The organism is Pseudofrankia saprophytica (assembly GCF_000235425.2).
Classification (GTDB): Bacteria; Actinomycetota; Actinomycetes; order Frankiales; family Frankiaceae; genus Pseudofrankia; species Pseudofrankia saprophytica.
In genome coordinates this window covers 3,062,774-3,087,038 of record NZ_KI912266.1, presented here as the reverse complement: position 1 = coordinate 3,087,038, position 24,265 = coordinate 3,062,774, and the positions used below count along the sequence as shown (strand labels likewise).

22 protein-coding genes and 4 pseudogenes are annotated in these 24,265 nt (G+C 67.4%); 10 read left to right on the top strand and 16 right to left on the bottom strand.

Features of this window, described 5'->3' with window-relative positions:
- The first annotated feature begins 18 nt into the window (after positions 1 to 18).
- Entirely contained in the window at positions 19 to 2,736 is a 2,718-nt protein-coding gene (locus FRCN3DRAFT_RS0212715; RefSeq protein WP_007515423.1) for a hypothetical protein, read from the top strand.
- A gap of 51 nt (positions 2,737 to 2,787) precedes the next feature.
- On the opposite strand, the gene FRCN3DRAFT_RS57080 is transcribed toward FRCN3DRAFT_RS0212715, so the two are convergent.
- Positions 2,788 to 2,916 (bottom strand): hypothetical protein, encoded by a 129-nt coding sequence (locus FRCN3DRAFT_RS57080; protein WP_269799820.1) that lies wholly within the window; start codon positions 2,914 to 2,916, stop codon positions 2,788 to 2,790.
- A 119-nt stretch (positions 2,917 to 3,035) separates the two neighbouring features.
- On the opposite strand from FRCN3DRAFT_RS57080, the pseudogene FRCN3DRAFT_RS56115 reads away from it, so the two are divergent.
- Positions 3,036 to 3,248, top strand: a pseudogene (locus FRCN3DRAFT_RS56115) (integrase core domain-containing protein); the annotation flags it as partial.
- Between the two features lie 9 nt (positions 3,249 to 3,257).
- Here FRCN3DRAFT_RS56115 and FRCN3DRAFT_RS51360 read toward each other — a convergent pair.
- Both FRCN3DRAFT_RS51360 and FRCN3DRAFT_RS0212710 read right to left on the bottom strand, forming a co-directional pair.
- A complete protein-coding gene (locus tag FRCN3DRAFT_RS51360) occupies positions 3,258 to 3,599 on the bottom strand; it encodes a J domain-containing protein (RefSeq protein WP_232794024.1) in 342 nt (113 codons plus the stop codon).
- Positions 3,600 to 4,052: 453 nt separating this feature from the next.
- Positions 4,053 to 4,484, bottom strand: coding sequence for an Hsp20/alpha crystallin family protein (locus FRCN3DRAFT_RS0212710; RefSeq protein WP_007515425.1), 432 nt, complete (start codon positions 4,482 to 4,484; stop codon positions 4,053 to 4,055).
- 152 nt (positions 4,485 to 4,636) lie between these two features.
- Here FRCN3DRAFT_RS0212710 and FRCN3DRAFT_RS0212705 point away from each other — a divergent pair, with 152 nt between their 5' ends.
- From FRCN3DRAFT_RS0212705 to FRCN3DRAFT_RS0212690, 3 genes are all read left to right on the top strand, one after another.
- The gene (locus FRCN3DRAFT_RS0212705; protein ID WP_007515426.1) at positions 4,637 to 4,975 is read left to right on the top strand and encodes a MerR family transcriptional regulator; all 339 of its coding nucleotides are present in this window, start codon (positions 4,637 to 4,639) and stop codon (positions 4,973 to 4,975) included.
- A 164-nt stretch (positions 4,976 to 5,139) separates the two neighbouring features.
- A complete protein-coding gene (locus FRCN3DRAFT_RS56110) occupies positions 5,140 to 5,523 on the top strand; it encodes a transposase (RefSeq protein ID WP_007515427.1) in 384 nt (127 codons plus the stop codon).
- Between the two features lie 584 nt (positions 5,524 to 6,107).
- Positions 6,108 to 6,584, top strand: coding sequence for a ferritin family protein (locus tag FRCN3DRAFT_RS0212690; RefSeq protein WP_007515428.1), 477 nt, complete (start codon positions 6,108 to 6,110; stop codon positions 6,582 to 6,584).
- 107 nt (positions 6,585 to 6,691) lie between these two features.
- On the opposite strand, the pseudogene FRCN3DRAFT_RS58115 reads toward FRCN3DRAFT_RS0212690, so the two are convergent.
- The 10 genes and pseudogenes from FRCN3DRAFT_RS58115 to FRCN3DRAFT_RS0212645 form a co-directional block, all read right to left on the bottom strand.
- A pseudogene (locus tag FRCN3DRAFT_RS58115) lies at positions 6,692 to 6,823 on the bottom strand (helix-turn-helix domain-containing protein); the annotation flags it as partial.
- A 351-nt stretch (positions 6,824 to 7,174) separates the two neighbouring features.
- Positions 7,175 to 7,951: a polyprenyl diphosphate synthase gene (gene uppS, locus FRCN3DRAFT_RS0212685; RefSeq protein ID WP_027140521.1), complete on the bottom strand. Its 777-nt coding sequence runs from the start codon at positions 7,949 to 7,951 to the stop codon at positions 7,175 to 7,177.
- Positions 7,952 to 8,038: 87 nt separating this feature from the next.
- Positions 8,039 to 9,319: a hypothetical protein gene (locus FRCN3DRAFT_RS0212680; protein ID WP_007515431.1), complete on the bottom strand. Its 1,281-nt coding sequence runs from the start codon at positions 9,317 to 9,319 to the stop codon at positions 8,039 to 8,041.
- Positions 9,320 to 9,422: 103 nt separating this feature from the next.
- Positions 9,423 to 9,824: pseudogene (locus FRCN3DRAFT_RS44265) on the bottom strand (LLM class flavin-dependent oxidoreductase); the annotation flags it as partial.
- Positions 9,825 to 9,930: 106 nt separating this feature from the next.
- Entirely contained in the window at positions 9,931 to 10,644 is a 714-nt protein-coding gene (locus FRCN3DRAFT_RS0212670) for a 3'(2'),5'-bisphosphate nucleotidase CysQ (protein WP_007515433.1), read from the bottom strand.
- A 146-nt stretch (positions 10,645 to 10,790) separates the two neighbouring features.
- Positions 10,791 to 12,716 carry a sulfate adenylyltransferase subunit CysN gene (gene cysN, locus FRCN3DRAFT_RS0212665; protein WP_007515434.1) on the bottom strand — a complete coding sequence of 642 codons (1,926 nt, stop codon included), beginning with the start codon at positions 12,714 to 12,716 and terminating at the stop codon, positions 10,791 to 10,793.
- 71 nt (positions 12,717 to 12,787) lie between these two features.
- Entirely contained in the window at positions 12,788 to 13,735 is a 948-nt protein-coding gene (gene cysD, locus FRCN3DRAFT_RS0212660; protein WP_198535966.1) for a sulfate adenylyltransferase subunit CysD, read from the bottom strand.
- A complete protein-coding gene (locus tag FRCN3DRAFT_RS0212655; protein ID WP_007515437.1) occupies positions 13,732 to 14,913 on the bottom strand; it encodes a sulfotransferase family protein in 1,182 nt (393 codons plus the stop codon). Before FRCN3DRAFT_RS0212655 ends, cysD begins: the two co-directional genes overlap by 4 nt.
- 50 nt (positions 14,914 to 14,963) lie before the next feature.
- Positions 14,964 to 15,734: an SDR family NAD(P)-dependent oxidoreductase gene (locus tag FRCN3DRAFT_RS0212650; RefSeq protein WP_007515438.1), complete on the bottom strand. Its 771-nt coding sequence runs from the start codon at positions 15,732 to 15,734 to the stop codon at positions 14,964 to 14,966.
- 102 nt (positions 15,735 to 15,836) lie between these two features.
- Entirely contained in the window at positions 15,837 to 16,709 is an 873-nt protein-coding gene (locus tag FRCN3DRAFT_RS0212645) for an SDR family NAD(P)-dependent oxidoreductase (RefSeq protein WP_007515439.1), read from the bottom strand.
- A gap of 162 nt (positions 16,710 to 16,871) precedes the next feature.
- Here FRCN3DRAFT_RS0212645 and FRCN3DRAFT_RS0212640 point away from each other — a divergent pair, with 162 nt between their 5' ends.
- The gene (locus FRCN3DRAFT_RS0212640; RefSeq protein ID WP_007515440.1) at positions 16,872 to 17,843 is read left to right on the top strand and encodes a LysR family transcriptional regulator; all 972 of its coding nucleotides are present in this window, start codon (positions 16,872 to 16,874) and stop codon (positions 17,841 to 17,843) included.
- A 91-nt stretch (positions 17,844 to 17,934) separates the two neighbouring features.
- Here FRCN3DRAFT_RS0212640 and FRCN3DRAFT_RS44260 read toward each other — a convergent pair.
- Positions 17,935 to 18,306: pseudogene (locus tag FRCN3DRAFT_RS44260) on the bottom strand (DDE-type integrase/transposase/recombinase); the annotation flags it as partial.
- Positions 18,307 to 18,490: 184 nt separating this feature from the next.
- On the opposite strand from FRCN3DRAFT_RS44260, the gene FRCN3DRAFT_RS0212630 reads away from it, so the two are divergent.
- The 4 genes from FRCN3DRAFT_RS0212630 to FRCN3DRAFT_RS0212615 all read left to right on the top strand — a co-directional run bounded on the left by FRCN3DRAFT_RS0212630 (position 18,491) and on the right by FRCN3DRAFT_RS0212615 (position 20,588).
- On the top strand, positions 18,491 to 18,742 hold the full coding sequence (locus FRCN3DRAFT_RS0212630) for a hypothetical protein (RefSeq protein WP_007515442.1): 252 nt from the start codon (positions 18,491 to 18,493) through the stop codon (positions 18,740 to 18,742).
- Positions 18,739 to 19,329, top strand: coding sequence for a hypothetical protein (locus tag FRCN3DRAFT_RS0212625; RefSeq protein ID WP_232794023.1), 591 nt, complete (start codon positions 18,739 to 18,741; stop codon positions 19,327 to 19,329). The genes FRCN3DRAFT_RS0212630 and FRCN3DRAFT_RS0212625 overlap by 4 nt, the downstream gene beginning before the upstream one ends.
- A 269-nt stretch (positions 19,330 to 19,598) precedes the next feature.
- A complete protein-coding gene (locus FRCN3DRAFT_RS0212620) occupies positions 19,599 to 20,012 on the top strand; it encodes a GNAT family N-acetyltransferase (RefSeq protein ID WP_007515445.1) in 414 nt (137 codons plus the stop codon).
- A 144-nt stretch (positions 20,013 to 20,156) separates the two neighbouring features.
- The gene (locus FRCN3DRAFT_RS0212615) at positions 20,157 to 20,588 is read left to right on the top strand and encodes a hypothetical protein (protein ID WP_007515447.1); all 432 of its coding nucleotides are present in this window, start codon (positions 20,157 to 20,159) and stop codon (positions 20,586 to 20,588) included.
- 634 nt (positions 20,589 to 21,222) lie between these two features.
- Here the strand turns inward: FRCN3DRAFT_RS0212615 and FRCN3DRAFT_RS0212610 are convergent.
- Together FRCN3DRAFT_RS0212610 and FRCN3DRAFT_RS0212605 are read right to left on the bottom strand one after the other, a co-directional pair.
- Positions 21,223 to 22,674, bottom strand: a complete 1,452-nt coding sequence (locus tag FRCN3DRAFT_RS0212610) for a hypothetical protein (RefSeq protein WP_007515448.1) — start codon at positions 22,672 to 22,674, stop codon at positions 21,223 to 21,225.
- Positions 22,675 to 22,793: 119 nt separating this feature from the next.
- Positions 22,794 to 24,248 (bottom strand): hypothetical protein, encoded by a 1,455-nt coding sequence (locus FRCN3DRAFT_RS0212605; RefSeq protein ID WP_007515449.1) that lies wholly within the window; start codon positions 24,246 to 24,248, stop codon positions 22,794 to 22,796.
- Positions 24,249 to 24,265 lie beyond the last annotated feature (17 nt).

Sequence of the window (24,265 nt, the reverse complement as noted above, 5' to 3'; positions counted from 1 at the left end):
GATGCGGGGAGGCTGGCAATGAACGAGGAGCAGCGTGCGGAACTCATGGCGATCGCGGCGCTGGTCGATGCTTTCGTCGCAGAGCCCACGCAGCGCGCGCTGGATACGATCCTCACCAGGCTGCGGCGCCTGATTCGTGACGTGCAGGTGCGGGCCGGCGGCATCGAGAAGCTCGACGATGGCACCCTCAAGGCGATCGGCTACGACGGGATCGAGCTCACCGGGCTTCGCATGATCAGCGCGATGCTGCGGCGTGAGCTGCGCGTCTTGTTCGCGCCACCCGCCGTCCCCCCGCGGGCTGTTCCCGGCCGCAACGAGATCGCCGCCGTCTGCGCCGAGCAGGCGGGTGCCATGAGGCTGCTGGCGCAGCGCGTGCCGCCGGTGAACTTCGGGAACCCGCGGCAGGGCTTCCCGGGCGTGCCGTTCACCACCCTCGCAAGGCACGCGTGCGTCATCGACCTCGGCACGAACAAGCTCTACCTGTCGACCGAACCCCACGTGCGGATCGACCTGTACGGCTTCACCGCGTCCATCGTCCAGCTACGCACGTTGGGCGTTACCTTCCTGGGCCTGACCGGTATCGCCGACCTCCCGCCGCAGGAACAGTCCTGGCTGTGCGGCGCGGCCATCCGCCTCTTCGTGGAATTCGCCTACACGGTTCCCCAGTTGTGCTGCAACGTCGAGATCGCGGCCGGGGATCGCAAGCTCTACCTGCGCCTGGTGCTCACCGAGGACCGGGCCCTGTTCCTCACCTGCGAGTCGCGGATCGCGCTGCGCGCGCGCCCGACCGGCGCCACCCTGCAGGTGCTTAAGGAATCGCTGCGCCGTACCTACCAGCTGCGTGCCGTGTCCGAGCAGGGCGCCGTGTGGACCGTCGAGGAGCTGCTGGAGATCCAGGCGGCGTTCGCCAAGATCCCGCTCGCGGACCGCGGCGCGCTGGTGGACCTGGAGCTGGTGCGGTCGGGTAGCTCACAGATCGACCGGCCGGACGCGGCGCAGCACCGGGGCTACTACGACACCGTGAACCATTCGTTCACGATCCTGAACGGCGCGTTCGCTGATCTCAACGGATTCGTCGGGTCCGGCGATGACGCCGTTCCCTATAGCCATTTCGTGATTCTCCATGAGATCGGCCACGTCGTGGAGAACTGGTACAGGGTGCCGGGCGGGCAGGACGGTGGGGCCCTTGCCCTGTTCGGCGCCCAGGTGGAGGCGCTGCAGGTCCAGCCGTTCACGATCTACGCGTGGCACAACTGGGCAGCCAAGCCGATCGAGTTCTTCGCGGACGCCTACTCGTACTTCCTCAACGACCCGGGCGCGATGGAATACGTGTCGCACCAGCTGTTGACCTGGTTCCGCCAGGGCGGGTACCGCATCACCCGCGGCGGCACCCGGCTCGCGATGACCGGACTGGCCGGCCCGCTGCAGACCCTGCTGGGAGCGTTGGACGGCCTCTGTAACGCGCTCACCGCCGTGCGTTCGACTGACCAGAAGGCCGTCGACAGCCTGCGCGTGTCGGCATCCACGCTGATAACGCAGCTGCGCGCGCTGTTCGACACGCTCACCGGGTATTGGGACGCCCGGATCGAGCGGGCGGTCCTGTGGTGGGTGGCGGAGTTGTTCAAGAGCGAGGCGACACCGCGGCTGAGCCCGCCCGGCGGCGGGCTGCCAGCCCCCACCGTCTTCGCCGAGTTGAAGGCGATCTTCCTGCGCGAACGCGAGACTCTCGCCACCCTGCTGGCCGTCGTCGTGACGCCGCCCGTCCGCACCCTGCGCCGGGTGTCGTCCGGTGCCTGCACGATCCTCATGCTGCCGGACGGCGTCACCGTCGTCCGCGGCCGGCGAGGTGGCGACCGCGTCATGCGGTCGCTGCCCCGGGCGGTCGCCGCGCTGCGTGAGCTCGGGTTCACTGGGGTCACGCTGCATGACAGCACCGGTGGGATCTCGTTCTGGGAGTACACCTGGCTGTACAACGCCGCCGCGACGGTCTTCACGGACTGCGATTCGCAGTTCGCACTGGCCGTCAACGTCTCGGTCGCCGTTCCGAGCCGCGACCGACCGCTGCTCGTGCGTTTCACGTTCTTCGCCAACCGGTCCCTGTGGATCGAGTGCGAGAACGTGGCCCCCGCCCTCGCGGTGCCGCCCTCGGTCGAGACGTCGACGCAGCTCCTGCGCGACCGCTACAAGGTCAAGGCGGTCACCACCGCGGGCGGGTGCGCGTGGACGGCGGGTGAACTGGTCCAGGTCTGCGACGCGTTCACCAAACTCCCGGCCGCCGACCGCCGCGTCCTGCAGAACTGCACCCTCGTCCGCGGCAACGGCGCGACACTGGGGAAGGGCACGTACGAGGCCGCGACCCACACGCTGACCTTCTCGGACGCGACGTTCACCAGCCTGACCGAGGGATTCCACGGCCGCAGCGGCGCCGTCGCACCACCGAGCCACTGGAACGTGCTGCGTCTCGTCGGACAGGCGGCCGCGATGCACAACTGGGCGTGGGACGACGAACCGCCCCTGACGGTCTCGCTCTGCCTGGGCCCCTTCACGACCGCCGCCACCCACCTCGGCCTCGGCGCCAGCATCACGCTGCTCGCACCGGACGCCCAGCCGCAGTGGATCGAGTTCTTCGCCGACGCCTACGCACTGAACCTGTGCGAGCCATACCTGCTGGCCTGGATCTCGCCGGGGCTGCAGTCCTGGTTCGCGACCGGCGTCTACCGCCAGTACGTCGGTTGACCGCCGCCCGGCCGCGAGCGCCTAAGCAGGCGGCGATAGGAAGCTCAGGGCCTACTTCGACAGCGCGCCGGCGACCATCGAGGAACCGGTTGATTTTCGCGCATCGAGACCATCGAGGTCGATGCGGCCGAAGTGCACCGGCTCGGCTTCAGTGGGCCCCTGGAACAGGTCCCTGCGCAAGATCCGAGCCCGCGTGGTAGCCGAGAGCAGGAGGTCGCCGGCCTCGTGGAGCCAGCTCGGGGACGCCGGTAGCGGCGCGGATCTCCAAGTGCGGCCAACGCGTCGGCGCCGGCGAAGAGGAAGTCACCGACCGCATGCTGATCCTCAGTGACCGGCACCTGCGGACGGTCCTAGCCGACTATGCGGGCCACTACAACGGGCGATGACCCCACCGCAGCCGTGATCTTCGACCGCCACGGCCCGGCCATCCCATCGCCGACCTGACCACCGAACGGATCAGGCGCCGGCCCACCCTCGGCGTCTTGATCAACGAATACGAACGAGTCGCATAAAAGCCCAGGTCAAGATCGGTGATCCAGCTCTGGCACTCTACCGGGTGGCCCGGCGGGCTGGCTCGGAATCCTCGCGCGCACGGAGAGACTGATCGTGCCGGGCGCGTTCGGCACGGCGGGCGTCGTAGTCGACTCGCTGGCTGGGGTCGCGCGGCACGGCGTAGGCGGCGACGACCGCCGTAGAGCCGTGTCGTGTTCGTGATCGGGGTTGGTTTGCGCGGCCTGTCGCGCAGGCATGCGGGTGTCCGGGTGATGGCGGCGCATCAGCGTGCGGTAGGCGCGCCTGATCTGGCTGGCCGAGGTCGAGGGGTCGACCCCGAGCACCAGGTAGAGGTCTTGGTCGGTGGTCATGCACGGGTCCCCCATCTGACCCGATCGGGCGGCCGGTCTGGCCCCCGGTGGGGGCCAGGCCGGCGTGTGAACCGACGTGCTGATCGAGATTCCTTGGGGAGCCCTGAGCGGCTGTGTCTCCCTTCGCCGTGCCGCTGGGTCGGTGTCGAGGGTCGGGCTGCCAGGCGGCGCCCGCTGCCCGGCTCGCCGTCGCAGCCGTCGGGCTGCCGGCGGTCCGGGTGGGTGAGGGAAGGAACGGTCCGCGGTCGGCGGTGGTCCCGGCGCCGCTGGTCCTGGCACGGATGGCTGCCCCGGCCCGCCCGGCGGAATGTCGCTGTCCCACGCGGCCGAGATGATCGCGTCGAACTCGGCGCGCAGCAGGTCGGGGTCGGAGCAGATCAGATCGGCCAGCTGCGCCTCGACCGGCCGGACCGGAGCCGCCCCCTGCGGGTTCGTCATCGGTCCGGCGCCGTGTCAGGCGTGGATGGCCCGGCGGTCGTCGCTGGACGTCTCGATCGCGATCTTCCGGGGCTTGGCCTTCTCGGCGACCGGGATCCGCAGGGTCAGCACGCCGGCGTGGTAGCTGGCGGTGATCTTCTCCGTGTCCAGGTTGTCGCCCAGGATCAACTGGCGGCTGAACACACCGCGGGGTCGCTCGGCGACCAGGACCTCGCCGTTCCCCTTCAGAGCCGGACGTTCCGCCCGCACGGTCAGCACGTTGCGCTCGACGTCCAGATCCACGGTGGCGGGGTCCACCCCGGGCAGGTCGAACTCCGCCACGAACTCCTCGCCCTCGCGCCAGGCGTCGATCGGCATCCCGGTCGGCCGGGCCACCGTGCCCAGGGTGCCGAGCACCTGCTGGCTCAGCCGGTCCAGCTCCCTGAACGGGTCGGTGCGCACCAACATCGGAACTCCACCTCCACGATCACGATCTTGTAGATCAGAGCGTTGGGTCATCCACTTATCTGTGGTGGCTGACCTAGATTTTTATATAGCACCGGTGACAGACTGAGGCAAGACCCCGGTCGGCCGTCCGGGGGAGTCCCTGGAGGCGCCCCGTGAGCCCGTCCGATGTCGACCCAGCTCAGGGGGTGTACGGGATCTCGGTGGCTGCCGATCTGGTCGGGATGGACCCGCAGAGCCTGCGCCTGTATGAGCGGCGCGGGCTGCTCGAGCCGGCCCGCACCGACGGCGGGACCCGCCGCTACAGCAGCGACGACCTGGCCCGGCTTCAACGGATCGGGCATCTACTCGCAGCCGGACTGAATCTCGCCGGGATCGCCAAGGTGCTCGAGCTGGAGACCGAGAACGCACGGCTGCGGGCCGAACTCGAGCTGACTAAGGCCGCGGAGGTGAAGCCGCCACCTCGGCCGGCCGGCCGTCGAAGCACGGACTGAGGCAGGAAGGGGGTCAAGGAGGACCCAGGCAGCCGTTGACGGTCGCGATGATCTTCGCGGATACGTCGTGGACGTGGACCGGATTGGTTTTGAGCTGGCCGTCGAGCCCGTGGCGACGGGAAACCACGTCACCGTCGAGCCGTACGTGAACGGCCGCCGGCCTGGTGGCGACCGACTTCTTCCACCTGGACACCATCGCGCTACGCCGGCTCTACGCCGTGTTCGCCATGGAGATCCAGACCCGGCGCGTCCACATCCTCGGCGTCACCCCCCGACCGCGGCCTGGGTCACCCAACAAGGCACGCCACCTGGCCATGGACCTCGACGGATGCCTCGGCCGCTTCCGATTCCTGATCCTCGACCGGGACACGAAATACCCCCAGGCCTTCGACGACGTGTTCGCCTCCGAATGCGTCCAAGTCGTGCGCACTCCCCCGCGGATACCACAGGCGAACCGCTACGCGGAACGGTTCGTCCGCTCCGTCCGCCAGGAGCGCACCGATCGGATCCTTCCTCTACGGCGAGCGCCACGCCACCGTCGTGCTTGAGGAGTACGCCCGCCACTCAACGATCATTGACCCCACCAAGGACGCGGCCAGCGCCCACCGAACCACGACCCGGCGACCGTCACACCCCTCGACGGCCCGATCCGCCGCCACACGGTCCTCGCGGGCATAATCAACGAGTACCACCGCGCCGCCTGATCGAACGGCGAAACCGCAGACCACGCCCCAGAATTGAGTTCTGGCACGCTACACGCCTTCTCAACGATTTTTCCCATGGGAAAGGTCGAGGACATCATCTGCGAGAAACGGCCATGTCCGTCGAGAACTACAAAGATTCATTTGGCTGACACAGTACCGTTATTCGAACGCCTGACCGGAACACCGGCCGCCAGTACCGCGTCGGCCCGCCTCCACCTGGTTGAGAACGCCGCCACCGGCCGAGCGACAAGCCTCCCGACGAGATCTGGCCGCCCAGGTGGGACGGAAGGCCGCCGGAGTCGCACGTCCGCGCGGATGCGTCCTTACAGTCGTGCACGCTGACAGTCCGTCCGCCGGTCTGCGCGTCGGGCCCACCGGCGTCGGGCACTCCGGTGGACCGATCCCGCTCCGAGGAGGCGACGAAGACGGTGAACGACCTGGACTTCCGGTCGGCGGCGATGGCCCTGGCGGCGCTCGATCACCTGGGCGTGCCGGACCTGGAGATCCTCTACAAGCTGGAGCGGACGGCCGCCAACCTCTACGAGCGCCTGGCAGACCGGATCGGTGACGGCGAGGCGGCCGAACTCGTCCGCCGCAACGCCCGGGAAGAGCTGGGCCACGCCGGCCGGGTACGCCGTGCTCTGACCATCAAGACCGGCAGGCCGTTCGAGCCCACCCCGGACATGGACGCCGGATATCCGGTCGAGGCCCCGGCGGTGGTCGACGCGGCGTTGCTGGCCGCGGTCATCGAGGGGGAACGCGCGGGCGATGTTGACTACCAGCGCTGGGCGGACGCGGAGGCCGACCCCGAGGTCGCCCGGCTCCTGCGGATCAGCGGTCGGGAGGAGACCGGCCACGCCGCCCGCTTCACCCAGGCGATCGCCGCGCTCGACGCCTCCCGCTGACGGGAAGGACTGGGCCGGCGAAACGCTTGAGGGTGAACAAGCAAGTTAGAGACGGAGACATTTACCTGCTCGACGGCCACCAGCAAGCAGCTTTCCTCCAATCTCGGGTCCGCGGTGCTCCCGCGGCCCTTCACCCGTCGGGTGTCGAGCAGGCCCGCGTCACCGGCCTCGCGGTAGGCAGCCACCCATCGCTGCACGGTCCGCTCCGACCTGCCGAGCTCACCGGAACGGACAGACACACGCCGAGCCGTTTCTCACCGACTTGTCCCACGGGACAGATCGAGGACATCATCTGCGAGAAGTGATCATGCCCGACGAGAATCCACAGAATCTCCGTTGGCTGGTGGAGTGCTGTTATCCGAGACCTGCGGTATTCATCGTCGAGACCTTGAGGTTCTCTGGGTGTCGGCGGGATGATCCGTCACGGAGTCCGCTTTGCAGGGAGTCGTCGGGGGGCTTTGACGAGCGTGAGCCTTGTTCTTCCCCGTCGGCCGTCGGGCGCCGTGGCCCACCTGGTGGTTTCGCGCACCGGTGGCTGCACCGGGCGGCGAGCCGGCGGCAGAGCTGGCAGGCCGTCGGAAAGCACCGGGTCAGGCGCCGTGGCGGCGGCCACGGGCGGCGTAGCTGCGCAGCGCCCGCAGGAAGTCGATCTCGCGGAACGCGGGCCAGTACGCCTCGCAGAAATACAGCTCGGAATACGCGCTCTGCCAGAGCAGGAAGTTCGACATGCGCTGCTCGCCGCTAGTGCGGATGACCAGGTCGGGGTCGGGCTGGCCGGCCGTGTAGAGGTGGCGGGCGACATCCTCGGCGGTGAGGGTCTCGGCCAGGTCGGCCAGCGAGCCGCCCGTCTCGGCCTGCTCGTGCAGGAGGGCCCGGAACGCGTCGACGACCTCCTGCCGGCCGCCGTACCCCACGGCGAGGGTGACGTGCGCCCCCGTCGAACAGGATCGGGTGATCTCCTCGGCGTTCTTGAGCGCGCGAGCCGTGCTGTCCGGCAGCGCGTCGAGCAACCCCGCGATGTGCATCTGCCACGCCGGATCGGGAGTCGCGATCTTGTCGGAGACAACCTGCTCGATGACCCGCATGAGGAACGCGATCTCGGCATCCTCGCGGTGGGCCAGGTTCTCGGTGGAGCAGACGAAGACAGTCACGTGCTTGATCCCGGCCGCCTCACACCACGACAGCACGTCCTCGACATGGTCGGCGCCGAACTTGTGGCCGAGGCTGGGATTGGCCATCCCCATCTGGCGGGCCCAGCGGCGGTTGCCGTCCATGATCAGGCCGACGTGCCTCGGTAGCTCAGCTCCCTTGAGCGACGCGCGGAGCCGACGGGCATACACCGTGTAGGCAAGATCACGTATTGGCACAGCCTGAATCTATGCCCGTCTGTCCTCGGGCCGGCTCGGCGGGGCCACGCCGACGGTATTCCTCACCATCGGCGATCTTGTGGACAGCTAGAGCGTGCGGGAGTGATATTCGGCGGCTCGGGCCGCAAGCTGGGCTGCCCGCTGTTCAGGATTGACCCGGGGAAGATCGAGGCTGTCCAGGGCCGTGAGGGGGATCACCTGGAAGTCGCGTACGAGCGCGGCCGGGTCGATCGACGCGCCGGGCGGTGTCGCCTGCCACCGGATGAGCCCCAGACCCTCGGCGAGGCCGGTGGTGTCGAGCCAGTTGGCGACTCCGGGGTCTTCGTGGGCGAGAACGAAGGTGAAGGTGCCGTCGGGGTTCGGCATGGTCTGAGCCAGGTTGAGCGAGACCTGGTGCTCTTTGGCGTTGGCTCCGATCATCCACGGATCCATGAGTTGGAAGCCGGTGTAGGCCGCGCCGACAGGGTCCGTCGTTACGGCGATCGCCTCGCCCGGGCGCAGGTTCCAGCTGAGCGCCACGGTGAAGCCAGCCATGCTGCCTGTGCGGGTGTGCCCGGGGCTGATCCGGTTGCCCTGCAGACCGCCGAACCAAACGTTCGGAAAGTTCGCCCAGAACAAGAGGTAGTTCGGTAGGTCGCGGTATACCGCCTGCTTGACCGCCGCGATGTCGAAGGGGGCGGATTCCTGGTCGTCAAGCGGGCGCAGGTCCATCCAGGACGGGCGCTGGTTCCAGTCGGCGAGCATGTCCCGGGACCCGAGGGAGAGAAGACCTGGCGCCGAGAGCAGGTGGACGGGGCTTTCCTCCTTCGGGCCGATGGTGATACGGAAAGATCCGTCCGCCGCGATCTGGAGGTGGCGGTCGGTGATGCTGGCGAGGGGGGTCAGGTCGGTATTGTTGACCATGTGCGGCGGGGTGACCTTGGTGCCGCGGTGCAACTCGATGTTGAGCTGCGCGGGTCGGCGGTCCGGGTCGAACCGGCCGAGGACCTCGAAGCGCCGGGCTCCGTCCACGGAGGCAATGCGATAGATCGCGTCCGGATTGTCGCCAGACGTTCCGACGCCGGGCAGGGTGTGGCCTAGCCATTCCCGGGGGGTGTCGTCCGTGACCCAGAGCTGGGATGGCGCCGGCAGGAAGTTCGCGGTCTCGGCCATGATCAGCGAGTTGGACCACTGGGAGATCGCTTCGTCGAGGGTGGCCGCGCCTGACGGCGACTGGCCGCGTGGTGTCGCCGCGAGCTGGTCGCGCAGTTCGGCCCGCAGGCGCTTGAGCCGGGCGTCCTCGAGGATCTCCAGCAGGGTGTCCTCGGCCAGGATCTGCGACGGCGTGGCCAGAACTGGCCGGGTCTGCTCAGTTTCTTGAATAGTCATCGTGATCGCTCTTCCTCGTGGATTCTCATGAAGGACGTCGAGATCCGACGAAACCGGCCGTCGACCAGAGACCGATGTTCGGGTGGCGTGCGACCCTGTGGCCGAACAGGGTGTTGCGCTCTTCGATGTCCACGCCGAGCGCGAAGAACTCTGACCTCATGTAGCCGGTACCGAGCCCGAGTACGATCCGCCCGTCGGAGACCTTGTCGACGGTCGCCGCGGCCTTCGCGAGCAGGAACGGGTTGCGATACGGCGCGACCGAGAGATTGGTGTGCAGCCGCAGCCGCGTGGTCACCGCCACGACGAAGCCCAGAGCGACGAAGGGGTCAAGGCTTTGATGTCCTCCGCTGGCGAGCCATCCGGCGCTGGGAGCGGGATGTTCGCTCAGGCAGAAGCCGTGAAATCCTGCTTTCTCGGCAGCGGACGCCACCTGCCGCAGTCCGCCAGCATCAAGCATGTCGCGCTCGGTGCCGTTGGTCTCCGGATAGTGGTAGATGAAATGCATCGGCCGCTAACCTCCAGACTCAGGCGAAATACCGGTGTGGCATCTCGGGGGCCGCACTCGGTCGGCGGCCGGTGCGGCGTCTCGGTGGTTCTCGCGCGTGCGGTGGTCAGACGCCCGCAAGCGCACCGACGATTTCGTCAGCGATCTCCGGATGACAGATCAGCAGATCGGGGAGATACGGATTGTGCTGGTTGTAGCGCAGCGGGCTCCCGTCAAGCCGCGAGACGTGCAGTCCGGCGGAGGCGGCAACGGCGACCGGTGCGCAGGAGTCCCACTCGTACTGGCCACCGGAGTGGGCGTAGACGTCGGCGTTGCCGCGGACGACGGCCATAGCCTTGGCGCCGGCCGACCCCATGGGGAGCAGCTCGGCATCCAGCCGCGAGACGAGTAGATCCACGCAGGCGGGTGGACGGGTGCGTGAGACGACGAGACGCAGCGCCCCCGGACCTCGAGGCGCGAGTATGACCGGCGTGCCGGTGTGCAGGACGAGCCTCTGAGCGGGCAACGCGACGGCGCCAACTGTCGGCTGGCCTCCGACCGCGAGGGCGACATGGACCGCCCAGTCGTCCCGGGGCGGCTCGCCGTATTCGCGGGTTCCGTCGAGCGGATCGATGATCCACACCCGATCCCGGTCGAGGCGCGCGAGATCGTCCGCGCCTTCTTCGGACAGGACGGCGTCGTCAGGCCGGGCGTCCGTCAACAGGCGCAGGAGCAGCTCGTTCGACTGCCGGTCACCCTCTTTGCCGCCCTGCGCGCGGATCGCGAGAAGGTGATTTCCGGCCTGCTCCGCGAGCCACGCGGCGAGGCTATGGTCGTCCATTTCGCCGTCCGAATGGTTGGTGGTAGGTGAACGTCATGGCCCGCGGACCGGGTGATACAAGCCGGCGCCTGACGCTGGCATCGTGCGTGCTGAGCGGCGAAACACCGCCCGCCAGCACGCACGAACATCGGGACGTCACGTCACACCTATTCCACGGGTGGAACGAGGAAAGCGCGTTCCCGGAGGTAGGTGACAACTCGCTCCGCGCTGTCGCTGGCGGAGATGATACCGGTGGCGTCGAGATGGATTTCGGGGTTGACTGGTGCTTCGTAAGGCGAGTCGATGCCGGTGAAGTTCGTCAGCTCGCCACGGCGCGCTTTGGCGTAGAGACCCTTGCGGTCGCGGGATTCGGCGACCGCAAGCGGTGTGTCGACGAAGACCTCGATGAACTCGCCGTCGTCGAGCAGGTCGCGGGCGAGCTGGCGTTCGGCCCGGAACGGCGAGATGAACGACGCCAGCACGATCAGTCCGGCGTCGGCCATGAGCCTGGCGACCTCGGCGATCCGGCGGATGTTCTCGACCCGGTCGGCCTCCGTGAAGCCCAGGTCCTTGTTCAGTCCGTGGCGGACGTTGTCGCCGTCGAGCAGGTAGGTGTGGTGGCCCAGCTCGTGGAGCCGCTTCTCGACCAGGTTCGCGATGGTGGACTTGCCGGCGCCGGACAGGCCAGTGAACCAGACTACCGCCGGTCGCTGGCCCTTTCGCCGGGCACGGACCTGCTTGTTCACCTCGACGGCCTGCCAGTGGATGTTGTGCGACCGGCGCAACGCGAAGTGCAGCAGGCCAGCGGCGACGGTGGCGTGGGTGAACTTGTCGATGAGGATGAACCCGCCCATGTCCCGGTTGACCGCGTAGGGGTCGAACGGGACGGGCCGGTCGAGGTTGATGTTCGCGACGCCGATCTCGTTGAGTTCGAGCGTCTTCGTGGCCGTCTGCTCCAGGGTGTTGACGTTCACCTTGTACTTCGGCTGGGCGACCGTCGCGTTGACCGTGCGGGCGCCGACCTTGAGCAGGTAGGGCCGGCCGGGGAGCATCGGCTCGCCGCTCATCCAGACGAGGTGGCACTCGAACTGGTCCGCGACCTCCGCCGGGCTGTCAGCCGCAGCGAGCACGTCTCCGCGGGAGACGTCGATCTCGTCGGCGAGGGTCAGCGTCACCGACTGGCCGGCGACGGCCTCGGGGAGGTCACCGTCGGTGGTGACGATCCGGTCGACGGTGGATTCCTGCCCGGACGGCAGCGCGCGTAGCCGGTCGCCGGCGCGGACGACCCCGCCGGCGATCTGCCCGGCGAACCCGCGGAAGTCCAGGTTCGGCCGGTTGACCCACTGCACCGGCAGGCGGAACGGTCCGGTGTGCGCGGTGTCGGCGATGTCGATGGTCTCGAGATGGCCGACCAGGGTGGGGCCGGCGTACCAGGGAGTGTTCGCACTGGGTTCGGTGATGTTGTCCCCGCGCAGCGCCGAGAGCGGAATGCACTGGATCGCGTCGCCTGCTAGCCCGATCTGGCTGGCGAACTGTCGGTAGTCGGCCTCGACGGCGTCGAAGACCTCCTGGGAGTAGTCGACGAGGTCGAGCTTGTTGACCGCCAGAACCACGTGGCGGATACCCAGCAGCGAGACCAGGTAGCTGTGGCGGCGAGTCTGGGTGAGCACGCCCTTGCGCGCGTCGATCAGGATGACCGCGAGCTGGGCTGTGGACCCGCCGGTCACCATGTTGCGGGTGTACTGCTCATGGCCCGGCGTGTCTGCGACGATGAACTTGCGCCGCTCGGTGGAGAAGAACCGGTAGGCGACGTCGATCGTGATGCCCTGTTCGCGCTCGGCGGCCAGGCCGTCGACCAGGAGCGCGAAGTCCAGCTCGCCGCCCTGCGTCCCGACCTTCTTCGAGTCGGACTCGAGAGCGGCGAGCTGGTCGGAGAACACCAGCTTCGAGTCGTACAGCAGCCGGCCGATCAGGGTCGACTTCCCGTCGTCGACGCTGCCACACGTGATGAACCGCAGCATCGACTTGTGCTCGTGGCGCCGCAGGTATTCCTCGATGTCCGTAGCGACGAGTTCGTTGGTCGCGTGTGCCATGCGTCGCCTCCTTTCACGGGGTCGGCGGACTTGGAGAATGCCATCCCTGAGACGGCTCGCCGACCGGCAGGCTAGAAGTAGCCCTCGTGCTTCTTCTTCTCCATCGACCCGGACGAGTCGTGGTCGATGATCCGGCCCTGACGTTCCGAGCTCGTCGTCAGGAGCATCTCCTGGATGATCTCCAGGAGCGTTGATGCCTCGGATTCGATCGCGCCGGTCAGCGGGTAGCAGCCCAGGGTGCGAAAACGAACGCTGCGCTGATCGGGGACCTCGCCCGGCGCCAGCGGCATCCGGTCGTCATCCACCATGATCAGAGTGCCGTCGCGTTCCACGACCGGCCGCGGCGCGGCGAAGTACAGCGGAACGATCGGGATGTTCTCCCGGTGGATGTAGAGCCAGATATCCAGCTCGGTCCAGTTCGACAACGGGAACACGCGAACCGACTGACCCGGTGCCTTGCGGGCGTTGTACAGGCGCCACAGCTCCGGCCGCTGGTCCTTCGGATCCCAGCGATGCGCCGCCGAGCGGATCGAGAACACACGTTCCTTCGCCCGCGACTTCTCCTCGTCCCGACGCGCCCCACCGAACGCCAGGTCGAACCCGTACTTGTCCAACGCCTGCTTCAGACCATCGGTCTTCCACACGTCGGTGTGCATCGCCGAACCATGGTCGAACGGGTTGATCCCCCGCGCCAGCGCCTCCGGATTCCGATGGACCAACAGATCCAGGCCCAGCTCCGCGACGAGTCGGTCCCGGAACTCGTACATCGCCCGGAATTTCCACGTCGTGTCCACGTGCAGCAGCGGGAAAGGCGGCTTCGACGGGTAGAAGGCCTTGCGCGCCAGGTGAAGCATGACCGCGCTGTCCTTACCGACCGAGTACAGCATCACCGGCAGCTCCGCCTCGGCGACAGCCTCCCGGAAGATCTGGATGCTCTCCGCCTCCAGTCGCTGCAGATGGCTCAGCTGGGCGGTACCGGGTGGCAGCATCGACACCTCGCCCGGTGTTCGTGTGCTCATGGCGACTCGATGAGGTCGCGGGCGCTGCCTGACGTGCTTGCGGGACGGTCGGTCCAGCGTGCCACGCGGGCGACGTAGCGCGCGAACCGCGGCCGGATCGCGTCGAGGTCGAGACCGTAGTCGGCGGGGTCTGAGTGCTTGACCCGCACGCGGTCCTCGGAGTTCTCCTTCCACCAGCGGCGCATGTTGTCCTCGAACGCCGGCGACACGGGCTCACCGAGCCAGTCGTAGAGACCGCGGATCTCACCGAGTGGGTCCTGCTGCATGGCGCGGAAGTCGATGTCGTAGAAACGATGCTCATTGCCGTCGTCGCGGAAGGCCATCGTGCGGTCCATGCCGGTCGCCAGGACGTTGGTGTTGAGCGCGCCGATGTACTCCTTGTCGACGGCGTCGTTGAAACGCAACGCGACGTTGGCGTACAGGTCGCAGACTGAGACCAGAACCTCGGTCGGGTCGCGGTGGGTCATCACGAACCTGGCCTCGGGGAAGACCTTGTCGATGTCGGCGATATGAGCCAGGTGGTTCGGGTTCTTCAGCCGCCAGGGCTTCGCCGGCTGGCCCCACTGCAGGTATTTCAGCGCGCGTCGCATGTACTGGAACGTCTCGGTGAGATCCGCGTCGAGCAGCCAGTCGGCGTAGGACGGCACTCGGGCGAAACACTCCAGGTAGTGGACCTTGAAGTCCAGCAGCATCAGCTCATGGCATTCCTGCGGGCCGTCGGGAAACGACGGGACGAGGGCCTTGTCGAGCTCGGAGCGCCGGGACTGGACCTCGATCTGGCGCAGCAGCCGCGGGTCCGGGAACTCCCGCACCGCCGCTGGCGGCGGCACGAGTTCGGCCGCCTCCCAGCGGTGCAGATAGCGGATGCCCGGGTCCTCGGCGAGCAGCCCCGCCAGCGCGGTCGAGCCGGTGCGGGGAAGGCCGAGGGCGATGAGGGGCTCGATGATCGGCGCGTCGTCGGTCTCGGGATGGTCCTTGTACCACTGCTCGATGTGCAGACGGGTCGTGAGGGCCCGCAGCAGCAGGCCGCGCAGGGCTGCCCAGCCGGACGCGTTGAGCTGGGCCTCCGTCTCCAGGGCACGGGTCGCCCGCTCCAGGCCTTCGCGGAAGGAGTCGCCGCCGAAGTCGTCGAGGCCGGTCGCGGCGCGGGCCTCGTCGATCAGATCGTCATGTAACACGCTGATGAATCCCTTCAGCCTTCGTGGCGCGGTGCCTTGGCCTGCGTGGGTCAGGCGCGCATGTTGGCGCCGCCGTCGATGGCCCAGACCTGGCCGTTGATCCATGCGGCGTCGTCGGAGAGCAGGAACGCCACGACGGCGGCCAGATCGCTCGGACGGCCCAGCCGCGTGGTCGGGACCTCGTTGAGGAACCGTTCTTGCAGGGCGATGTCGTTCTGCTGGATCTGGGTCTCGCCGATCACCAGGCCGGGCATCACGCCGTTGCAGCGCACACCCTTCGGCCCGTAGATCCCGGCGATGTGCCGCGTGAGCGCGTTGATGGCGGACTTCGACGCCGCGTACGCGGGCCGGATGCTGCCGCGGCTCACCGCCGCGCCGGACGCGGTGTTGACGATGCTGCCCCCGCCGATCGCGAGCAGGTGCGGCAGGACCGCGCGCGCCGTCCGGACATAGCCGACCACATTGACGTCGAGGGTCCGCTCCCACACGTCCAGGCCCGTGTCGAGGAGGGTCTTGTCCCGGCCGAGGTTGGTGGGCGACAGGTCAGCCCCGACGTTGAACAGGCCGTGGACGGCGCCGTACTCCCCGATCGTCGTATCCACCAATGCCTGGACCGACTCTTCGTCCGCGAGGTCGAAGTGCACGGCGATCGCCTCGCCGCCAGACTCGAGGATCTTCTCGACGGTGGCCTGCGCACCGGCCAGGTTGATGTCGCCGACAACGGCCCTGGCCCCTTCCTCACCCAGCCTCAGCGCCGCGCCGGCGCCGATACCGGTCGCGCCGCCCGCCACGATGAACGTCTTACTCGCCAGTCCGCGCATGGTGAAACTCCCGCGACTCGATGCCAGAGGACTCCAGATGCGACCCGCCGGCCGACGCCGCCCGACAAACCAGCACGGGAGGCGTCGGCCGGCGCAACGCCGCTACCCCATCCACTGACCGCCGGCGACGTCGATGGTCTGGCCACACATGTAGTTGGCGGCGTCGGACGCGAGATAGGCGACCATGTTCGCGACCTCCTCCGGCAGGCACACCCGCCCCAGCTGGACCTGGTTCTCGATGGAGTTCAGGACCGAGACGCGAGCCACCAGGTCCTGTTCGCTCTGCGGATTCAGGACCCGCTCCCGGAGGTCGGGCTTGATCATGATTCCGGGCGCCACGCCGAGAACGTTCACGCCACGCGGCGCGAACTCGTGCGCCAGGTTGCGGGTGAAGCCGATGACCCCGGCCTTGCACGAGCAGTAGACCGTCAGGCCCTTCTGCTGAATACGCCCGCCAACCGCACCGATGTTGATGATGCGACCCGATCCCTGCGACAGCAGATACTCCGCCGCGGCGTGAGCGCCGTACATCATCATCGTCAGGCTGCCGAGGACGGTCTGATCGATGTCGTTCTTGGTGTGCTTCTCGAACGGCCCGCCGACGACCATCACGGGATTGTTCACCATGATGTCCAGGCCGCCAAGCGCGTCCCGGCTTTCGCGTACGGCACGGTGCACCTGGTCCCAGTCCGACATGTCCGCGAGGACCGGGACCGCCTTCACGCCCCAGCGCTTTTCGATCTCCGCCGCGCGCTTCTCGACCTTCCAGAAGGTGCGCCCTATCAACGCCACGTCCGCGCCCGAGCCAGCCAGGCGATTCGCGATCGCTTGCCCCAACCCGTCACCACCGGCCCCAGTGATGACGGCCTTCTTGCCGCTCAGGTCAAGCAGTTCGGATACCCGCATCCCAATGATGTGGGTGGGCAGCCGATCAAGCCCTAACAGCTGGGACCAGTCCCGGTCATCCGACTCCATGAATATCCCCTGTCCGCTCCGACGATGAGCAACCGGTCGACGACATCGATCTCTGACCGGTATTCGTTCATGGATGCTAGGCCGGTGCGGAGGTCTGCCGCCAATACAAGTTTCGGCGCCAAGCTATACTTTTCCTGTATAGCTGCCGGGTAGCATGGCCCCGTGGACACCCACCGGCTTCGGTACTTCCTGCATGTCGCGGACGAAGGCTCGATCAACCGGGCGGCGAGCACGCTCGGGGTAGCCCAGCCAGCACTGAGCCGCCAGATCCGCCTGCTTGAGGAAGACCTCGGTGTCACGCTCTTTCGCCGGACTGCTCGCGGTGTGCAGCTGACCGAGGACGGAGAGCGCCTACGCGCGTCGACCGCCTCGCCGCTGCGACAACTGGAGCTGGCGATGCGATACGTCGGGTCGCCGCTGGCGCGGATCGAGAGGGGCCTGCACCTTGGGCTGCCGGCGACCGCCGCGGACATCCTCGCCATGCCGTTGCTGGATAGTTTGCGGCTGGCCTTCCCCAAGGTGAGTCTTCGGGTGACCGTTGCCACCACGGCGGAACTCGTCGACGAAATGCTCAAAGGAATCATCGACATCGCACTGATCGAGCCGGTGCCGGATGGCAGGCTGTTCTACGAAGATCTCGTCGTGGAAGAACTGATCGTAGTAGGGTCCCCGACCTCGGACCTGAACCCGAACCGCGCCATTGAATTCGCCGATCTCACGACCCTTCCGCTCATATTGCCGGGAAGCCAGACCGGGATCCGCGTCAGCCTTGAGAACACCGCCCTGCGGCTCAAACTCAAGCTGCTAACCAGTTTTGGCACAGACGCCCTTCCGGTAGCAAAGGGCCTCATTGCGGCCGGCCACGGTTACGGAGTCCTGCCACTGTCTGCCGTCGCCGCCGAGATCGAGGCCAAGCGGCTACGCTACGCGCCACTGCGAAAACCGACCCTCACCCAGCAACTCGGCACCGCCGTCACGGGACATCTCGAACAGCCGCGAGGATTTGCTATCAAGATCAGTGAAATAATCCGGGAGGAGGCTACACGGCTGATCGAATCCGGCGGCTGGAAGGCGCAGATCTTCCCTCCAGGCCACGGCCCTCAGGCGCACCTTACGCCGCAATCGGCGCCGTAGTCGCGAGACTGCCCGATGTTCCGTGGCGCCTGAGCCGGCGTTGTTGCGTCTGGCCGAGACACGGCATGGCAGATGCAAGTCTCGGCCCTGGTCACAGCGCCAGAGCGAGCTCGGTGAAGGCTTGTGCGAGCCGGCGGCGGGGTTCCGCGTCGGTGGCGAGTTCGTAGTGACCGCGGCGAACGTTCTGGACGAAAGCGTGCCCTGAGTCGATCACTTGGGCCGAGCGAAGCCGTTTCAGCCCCCGCATCGGCCGCAACCGAGCTTTCAACCGGCCGTGATCGGCCTCGATCGGGTTGTTCGCGTAGCGGACGTCCACGTGGTGGGCCGCGGGCAGCTGTTCGTCGAGGACCCGTGGGTAGGCGGGGGCCCGGTCGATGGTCACCTCGACCGGCCGGCGCCTGTGCGACAACGCCATGGCGAAGAACCGGCGGGCCGCGGCCAGATCCCGCTTCTCGGAAGCGAGCAGGCCAGCGGCTGGCCCTCCGGGCTCCTGTCCGCGGCGCCCATGGCCGAACCAGCCGTGGCCACCGTTGATCTAGATGCGACGGACCGCTGGTAGGCTCGATCTGCTGGCCGAGGCCGACCTCCGCCGCCGCCGGTGGATCGCCGGAGGTGCAGCTCGTCGGGCTAATCACGGGAGGCGCACGGTGGACCTCAAAGATCCTTTCGATCCGCCCGCAGACCCCGCCGCCCGCTCCGCCTACCTTCGCGAACGGGCCGAACTCGCACGCCAGCGCGCGCAGACGCTCATGGCGACGATCAGCCGAACAACCCACCAGTCCGACCCGGCGATCCTCGGCCAGGTCAAAGCGATCCTCGCGATGCCGCCGACCGAGCGCCTCGAGATGCTCATGGACGAACTTGCCGTCTTCGCCGACGCCCGCCTCGTCACCGAGTGACAGACACACCTCGCCCGGCGCCCCGGCTACGACTCTCCGGGATGCTCGGCATGCTCGCCGAGCACAAGGTCCGCTACGCGATCGTCGGCGGGGTCGGCGCCCGCCTCCAAGGCACCCCTTATGTGACCGGCGACCTGGACATCGTCCCCGACCCGGACCCAGCCAACCTTGAACGACTCGCCGCAGCCCTCTCTAGCGACGTCACCACGAAGAAAGCCGCCGACTCGACGGACTACCGCCCACACCCTGTCGTTCGGCCCGAGGAATTCTTCGCCGAGTACTTCGCCATGTACCAAACCACCTATGGACCTCTCGACATCCTCATCGAGCTACCCGGCGTCGGATCCTACGACGCGATCATGCGCAACGCCCGGCGCTATGACCTCACCAGCTACGGCCTCAGCATCCACGTTGCAAGCCTCGAAGACATCATCAAATCCAAGGAAACCGCCGGCCGGTCCAAGGACCTCATCTTGCTCCCGACCCTCTACGAAGCCGCCGACCAACTCGCCCGCGAACCCGACGACTACGCGCTGAGCCCCGACGCCCTCGTGGTCGACCAGCCACCCGCAGGCACGGACACCTAGCGATGATCGACATCCGAGACCAACCCTCGCAGACAACGACGCCAGCCGAACCGACGGCCTCGACGCCATCCGGGCGCTCGCCCGGCGTGCGAGCCGACCGGCCCGCGTGATCCTCAGCGCACGCGCACCGTCGCTGGCCTGCCCCGCCTTCCCGCTTCCAGTCAAGGAAGGTCCAGGGCACCGATCGCCACCGGGCGCCGGCTCGGAGGCGCAAAGGCTCTCCGCCGAGTGGCCACCCACGACGTCCGACAGCCTGACAGGCTGCCTGGATGGCGTTGGGTGATCCGTCCCAGGGCGGCGACACGGTACTGGTCGTGCGTCCCGCGCTGACAGACGCCGAACTCGACGCGCTGTTCGGTGCGTCATGGCCGAACCGTAGACCTGCGTCGTTCGTGCCGGTGCTGACTCGAAGCCTGACGTGGATCGCGGCACGTCGAGCAGGACACTTGGTCGGATTCGTCAACGTCGTCGGCGACGGCGGCGTGCACGCCTTCATCCTGGATACCACTGTGCACCCGGACCAACGCCGCCAAGGGCTCGGGATACGCCTGGTCCGTGCCGCCGCAGACGAGGCAAAGGCCAACGGTGCCAAGTGGCTGCACGTCGACTACGAACCGCATCTCGAAACCTTCTACGAACGCTGCGGGTTTCGGCACACCCCCGCAGGCCTTCTACGGCTGTGAAGCAGGACCTTCCGCCGAGAGGGCGCCGGCCGAGACCGAAGCGACGTAGATCTCCTCGATATGCACCGAGATCTCGCCCGTTGCCAAACCTAGGTCTTCGCGTCGCCCGCAGCCGGGCGGGCAACCGTCGACGCGAGCGGCGAGTTGACCGCCGGCAGCGGCGAGCTGCTCGTCTCCGCCCGTGGGCCACGCGCCGCTGTGTCCGTGGCCGGCAGGCTCGTACCGGACCCGGCCGGGCCGGTGGCGCCCGAGCTGGTCGCCGCGCTGCTCGCGCGCATCGGCCTCGCCGACCCGGCCGGGCCGGGCGCGGGCCCGGTCGTCGCCACCTGGGTCGCACCCGACGGCAGCTGGGTGAACGGGCCGCTGCGTGGCCGCCACACCGTCACAGCCGCCCGGCACATCGGCGCCGCCGCGCGCGCGGCCCACCGGGCCAGGCGCCTGCGCGAGATCGAGACGGAGCTGCGCGAGCTGCGGGCCGCGCTGCAGGAACGGGCCAGGCGGCGCGCCCAGCTCGCGGAGCGCCGGACGGCCATCCAGCACACCACCTGCGGTCCGCTCCGCGATCCACCGCGCTGAGCGAGAGCCGGGCGCGGGCCGCCCTGCAGGCCCGCCTGGCCGTCGCGGCCGGCGGCAAAGCCCGTGAACTCATCGATGACCAGCAGACGGGAGAAACCCGAGGGCACCGGGCTCCCGCGTCGTAGTGAACCGCCAGGGAGCGTGGGATAGCGAGGGTCGCGTGCGCCGCGGGCGGTGTGGGATCGGCCTGCGCCGTGGTCAGGTTTCGCTGCGCGGGCCGGTCATGCGCGGCGTCCATGGCTTTAGATGATCGCCCACGTTAGAGGGGCCCGTGGTCCGCAACACCTGCTGGTCTATGTGGCTGTTAGTAGATCACGGATCGCAGTCGGAACGACCGCGGAAGCGACAGCCACTCCCCATGATCGCCAGATGTGTACCGGAATCCGAACGGACAAGGGGGCGGAACAAAACGGCGGCCGTGCTGCCCGAAACGTCGCATACCGGTCGCCTCCGCGGCCGGTGGTCAGACGGTCCCACGAGCGCACCCGCGCTGCGCGACTCCACGCCCAGCCGCGGGTCAACTTCGGGGGCCGAGACTCGCGCTCGCGACGGCGCTCGCGGACGCGGCGTCCGCGAGGCCGGCCTCCTCGCATTACCTTTCCGAGCCAGGCGAGGCGACGCCGCCACCGGTAGGTCAGATCGGGCCGAGCGCAGGCTTTGCCACCCGTTGGTACTTCCGCCCGAGGCTTTGGACGTACTCGTCAAGAAGATTCTTGAACTCCGTCTCCTCGTACTGTCCGATCGTCTCGAGGAAGGCGATCTGTGGCCCGGTGTCCGCGACGCGGCCGTCGATCACCTGCCACTCCGCCAGTGCCCCGACGACGTGCCGGAACAGTTCCTCCAGAGTGTTCGGCCAGGCCCGCAGCGGCCGGCCCAGCGGTCGGTCGCCGAGAACCACCTGGAGGCCTGCATCCGTACGCAGGGTGATTTCCTGCTTGAAGATCGTGTCCATGTGGTGGGACAGGCTGTCGTTCAGATCAGTGAACAGGGCGTCGGCGAGGTCCTTGCCCACCTGTGCCACCAGCGCATTGAGTATCGTCGCGAGGTCACGCCGACGGCGGACCTGCCTGTCCCTTGAGTCCACTTTTTCCTGGCTATACCCGACACTGAGAGCCTTCTTCCTCTCCTGCTCCGTGGCCGGGACGTCGTATTCGAACCTGCCAATTTCCGCCCCGAGGACCCACGCTCGGGTTACCCTGGTCCGGAGCAGGTCCACGACCAGTGCCTGCGCGTCCGGCATGTACGCCGCGCGCTGCGGCTCGGTCTGCAAAAGATTGGTCGTCAGCTGTTCGTAGTTCGCCGCGTTCCGCACAGCGAGCCGACTGTTCAGCCGGTAGTGGGCGCCGCTGTTCTTGTAGACGAAGTCGATGGTGCGGTGCGCGCCGGGGACGGTGTGCGTTCCTTCGTGCGCCAGGGACGAAGCGAGGACCAAAGGGCTTCCCTCAATCGCCGCCGGACTGACCCTGATGAAGGACCCCGGACCGCTTCCACTGGCCAGCGCAGGCATGTTCGCCGGAAGTCCCGGGTCGATCATGAAGCCGCGATTCTCCGTCAAAGGCCCGGCGGCCCCGGTGGTTTCGTCGATCAGTCGCCCCAGCGATTGGACCATGGCAAGATAGGTGCCCTTGACGAAATTCAGGCCTTCGGTGGAGTCGCCGCGGAAGCGGAAGAGGTTCGCTATCATATCGTCAGCGATGCCCAGCGAGACTCGCAGGCCCACAAGGCTCACCGTTGTGACAGCACTCACTATCGCCGCCCTCTCCATCATGCCTGGCGGGCGAGCCGTGTTCTTCGTGAGCGAGGTCCTGCCCCGAAGCCCGTCGAGGACGCCCTCGAAGGCGGTCAGCATGGCCACCGCGGTCCGGAGGTTTCTGGTGAAGAACAATGTGTCGGCCTGCGGCAGACCTTCCCAGGCATCGTCCAACACGTGAAACTGCGCGTACTCGTCCAGCGAATAGGGGTCGGGACGCGACAGCGCGTCTTTTCTGAGCCGGCGGATGTCGCGTTTCGCGAGCTTGAGGTAGCCCGCTCGCACAGCGGTCAGATCCAGTTTCGACACGTCGTCGGGGACCTGCGGGATCGCCATTCTCGACGTTACCTTCCCACGTGGGGCGGCGGGCTAGAGATCCTGGTCAGGACCAGGTGCCGGGGGGTGTAGGCACGAAGCCACGTGATCCGTGCTCGCTGCCAGGCCATGGGTCTCGCTCAAAGCGGGCCGACCGCCGGCTTGTTCACCCGTTGGTACTTCCGCCCGAGGCTTGTGGAGTACAGGGCGAGAAGATCCCCGAACTCCACCTCCTCGAACCGTCTGATCGTGTCGATGAAGCCGACCTGCGGCACGGCATCTGAGATGCGACCGTCGACCACCTGCCACTCCGCGAGTCTCGCGACGATGTGGCGGACAAGATCCTCCAGAGTATTCGGCCAGGCAGGCAGCGGGTCACCCAGGGGCCTGCCGTCAACGACTACCTGGAGACCGCGATCCGTACTCAGGGTGATCTTCTTCTTGAAAATCGTGTCCATATGGTGGGACAGGCCGTCGTACAGATCGACGAACAAGGCGTCGGCGAGCTCCTGGCCCACCTGAGCGAGGAGTGCATTGAGCATCGTCGCGAGCTGGCGCCGACGCATAACCTTGTTATCCGTCTCGTCCAATCTTGCCTGGGGCACCCCCTCATTGAGAGCAATTTGCTTTTCCCGCGCGGTGGGGGTGATCTCGTGCCGGAACTTTCTCAGGTCCCCCGCCTGCACCCACGCTCGGGTCACCTTGGTCCGGATCAGGTCCACGGCAAGTCCCACCGGGTCCGGCGTGTAGGCCTCAGGCGACGGCTCCTTCTGCAAGGAACTGCTCGTCAGCTGCTCGTAGTTCGCCGCGTTCCGCACAGCGAGTGGGGCGATCAGCCGGTAGTGGGCACCGCTGTTCTTGTAAAGGAAGTCGATGGTATGACCAGGACCGGCGACAGTGTGCGATCCTTCATGCGCCAGTGAGGCGGCGAGGGTGACCCGATCCCCCTCCATCGCGGCCGGCCTGACTCTGATGAAGCACCCGGGGCCACTTCCCGTCGCCAGCGTTGGCATGTTCGCCGGAAGACCCGGGTCAATCATGAAGCCGCGTCTTTCCGCCGCCGACCCGGTAGTCTTCATGGTTTCGTCGAGCAGTCGTCGCAGTGATTGGATGACGGAGAAGTAGTTCTCCTTGACGAATTTAAGAAATCCTGCGGCCGAGTCGCCACCGAGGAGAAATATTTCCGCGATCAACTGGTCACAGCTGCCGCTCGCGACCTGTGCCGCCACGCTGTCCACAACATCGACGGCACTCTTGATGATGGCGAATTCGGCGTTGTTCACCGGGCGATGCGTATCGCTCGCGAGCGAGGGCGTGCCCCAGAGCCTGTCTAGGACGCGATCGAAGACGGTCAGCTCGGCCACGGCGGTCCGGAGGTGACCCAGGAAGAGCGGGTGATCTTCCGACGGCAGATCCCGCCAGATTCTCTCCAGGTCGTGAAGCTGCCTGTACTCGGCCGCAGAATAGGGGTCGGGCCGAGAGAGCGCGTCTTTTCTGAGCCGACGCATGTCGCGGTTCGCGAGCTTGAGGTAGCCCGCTCGCACCGCGGCCAGATCCAGTTTCGACACATCGTCGGGGACCTGCGGGATCGCCATTCTCGACGTTACCTTCC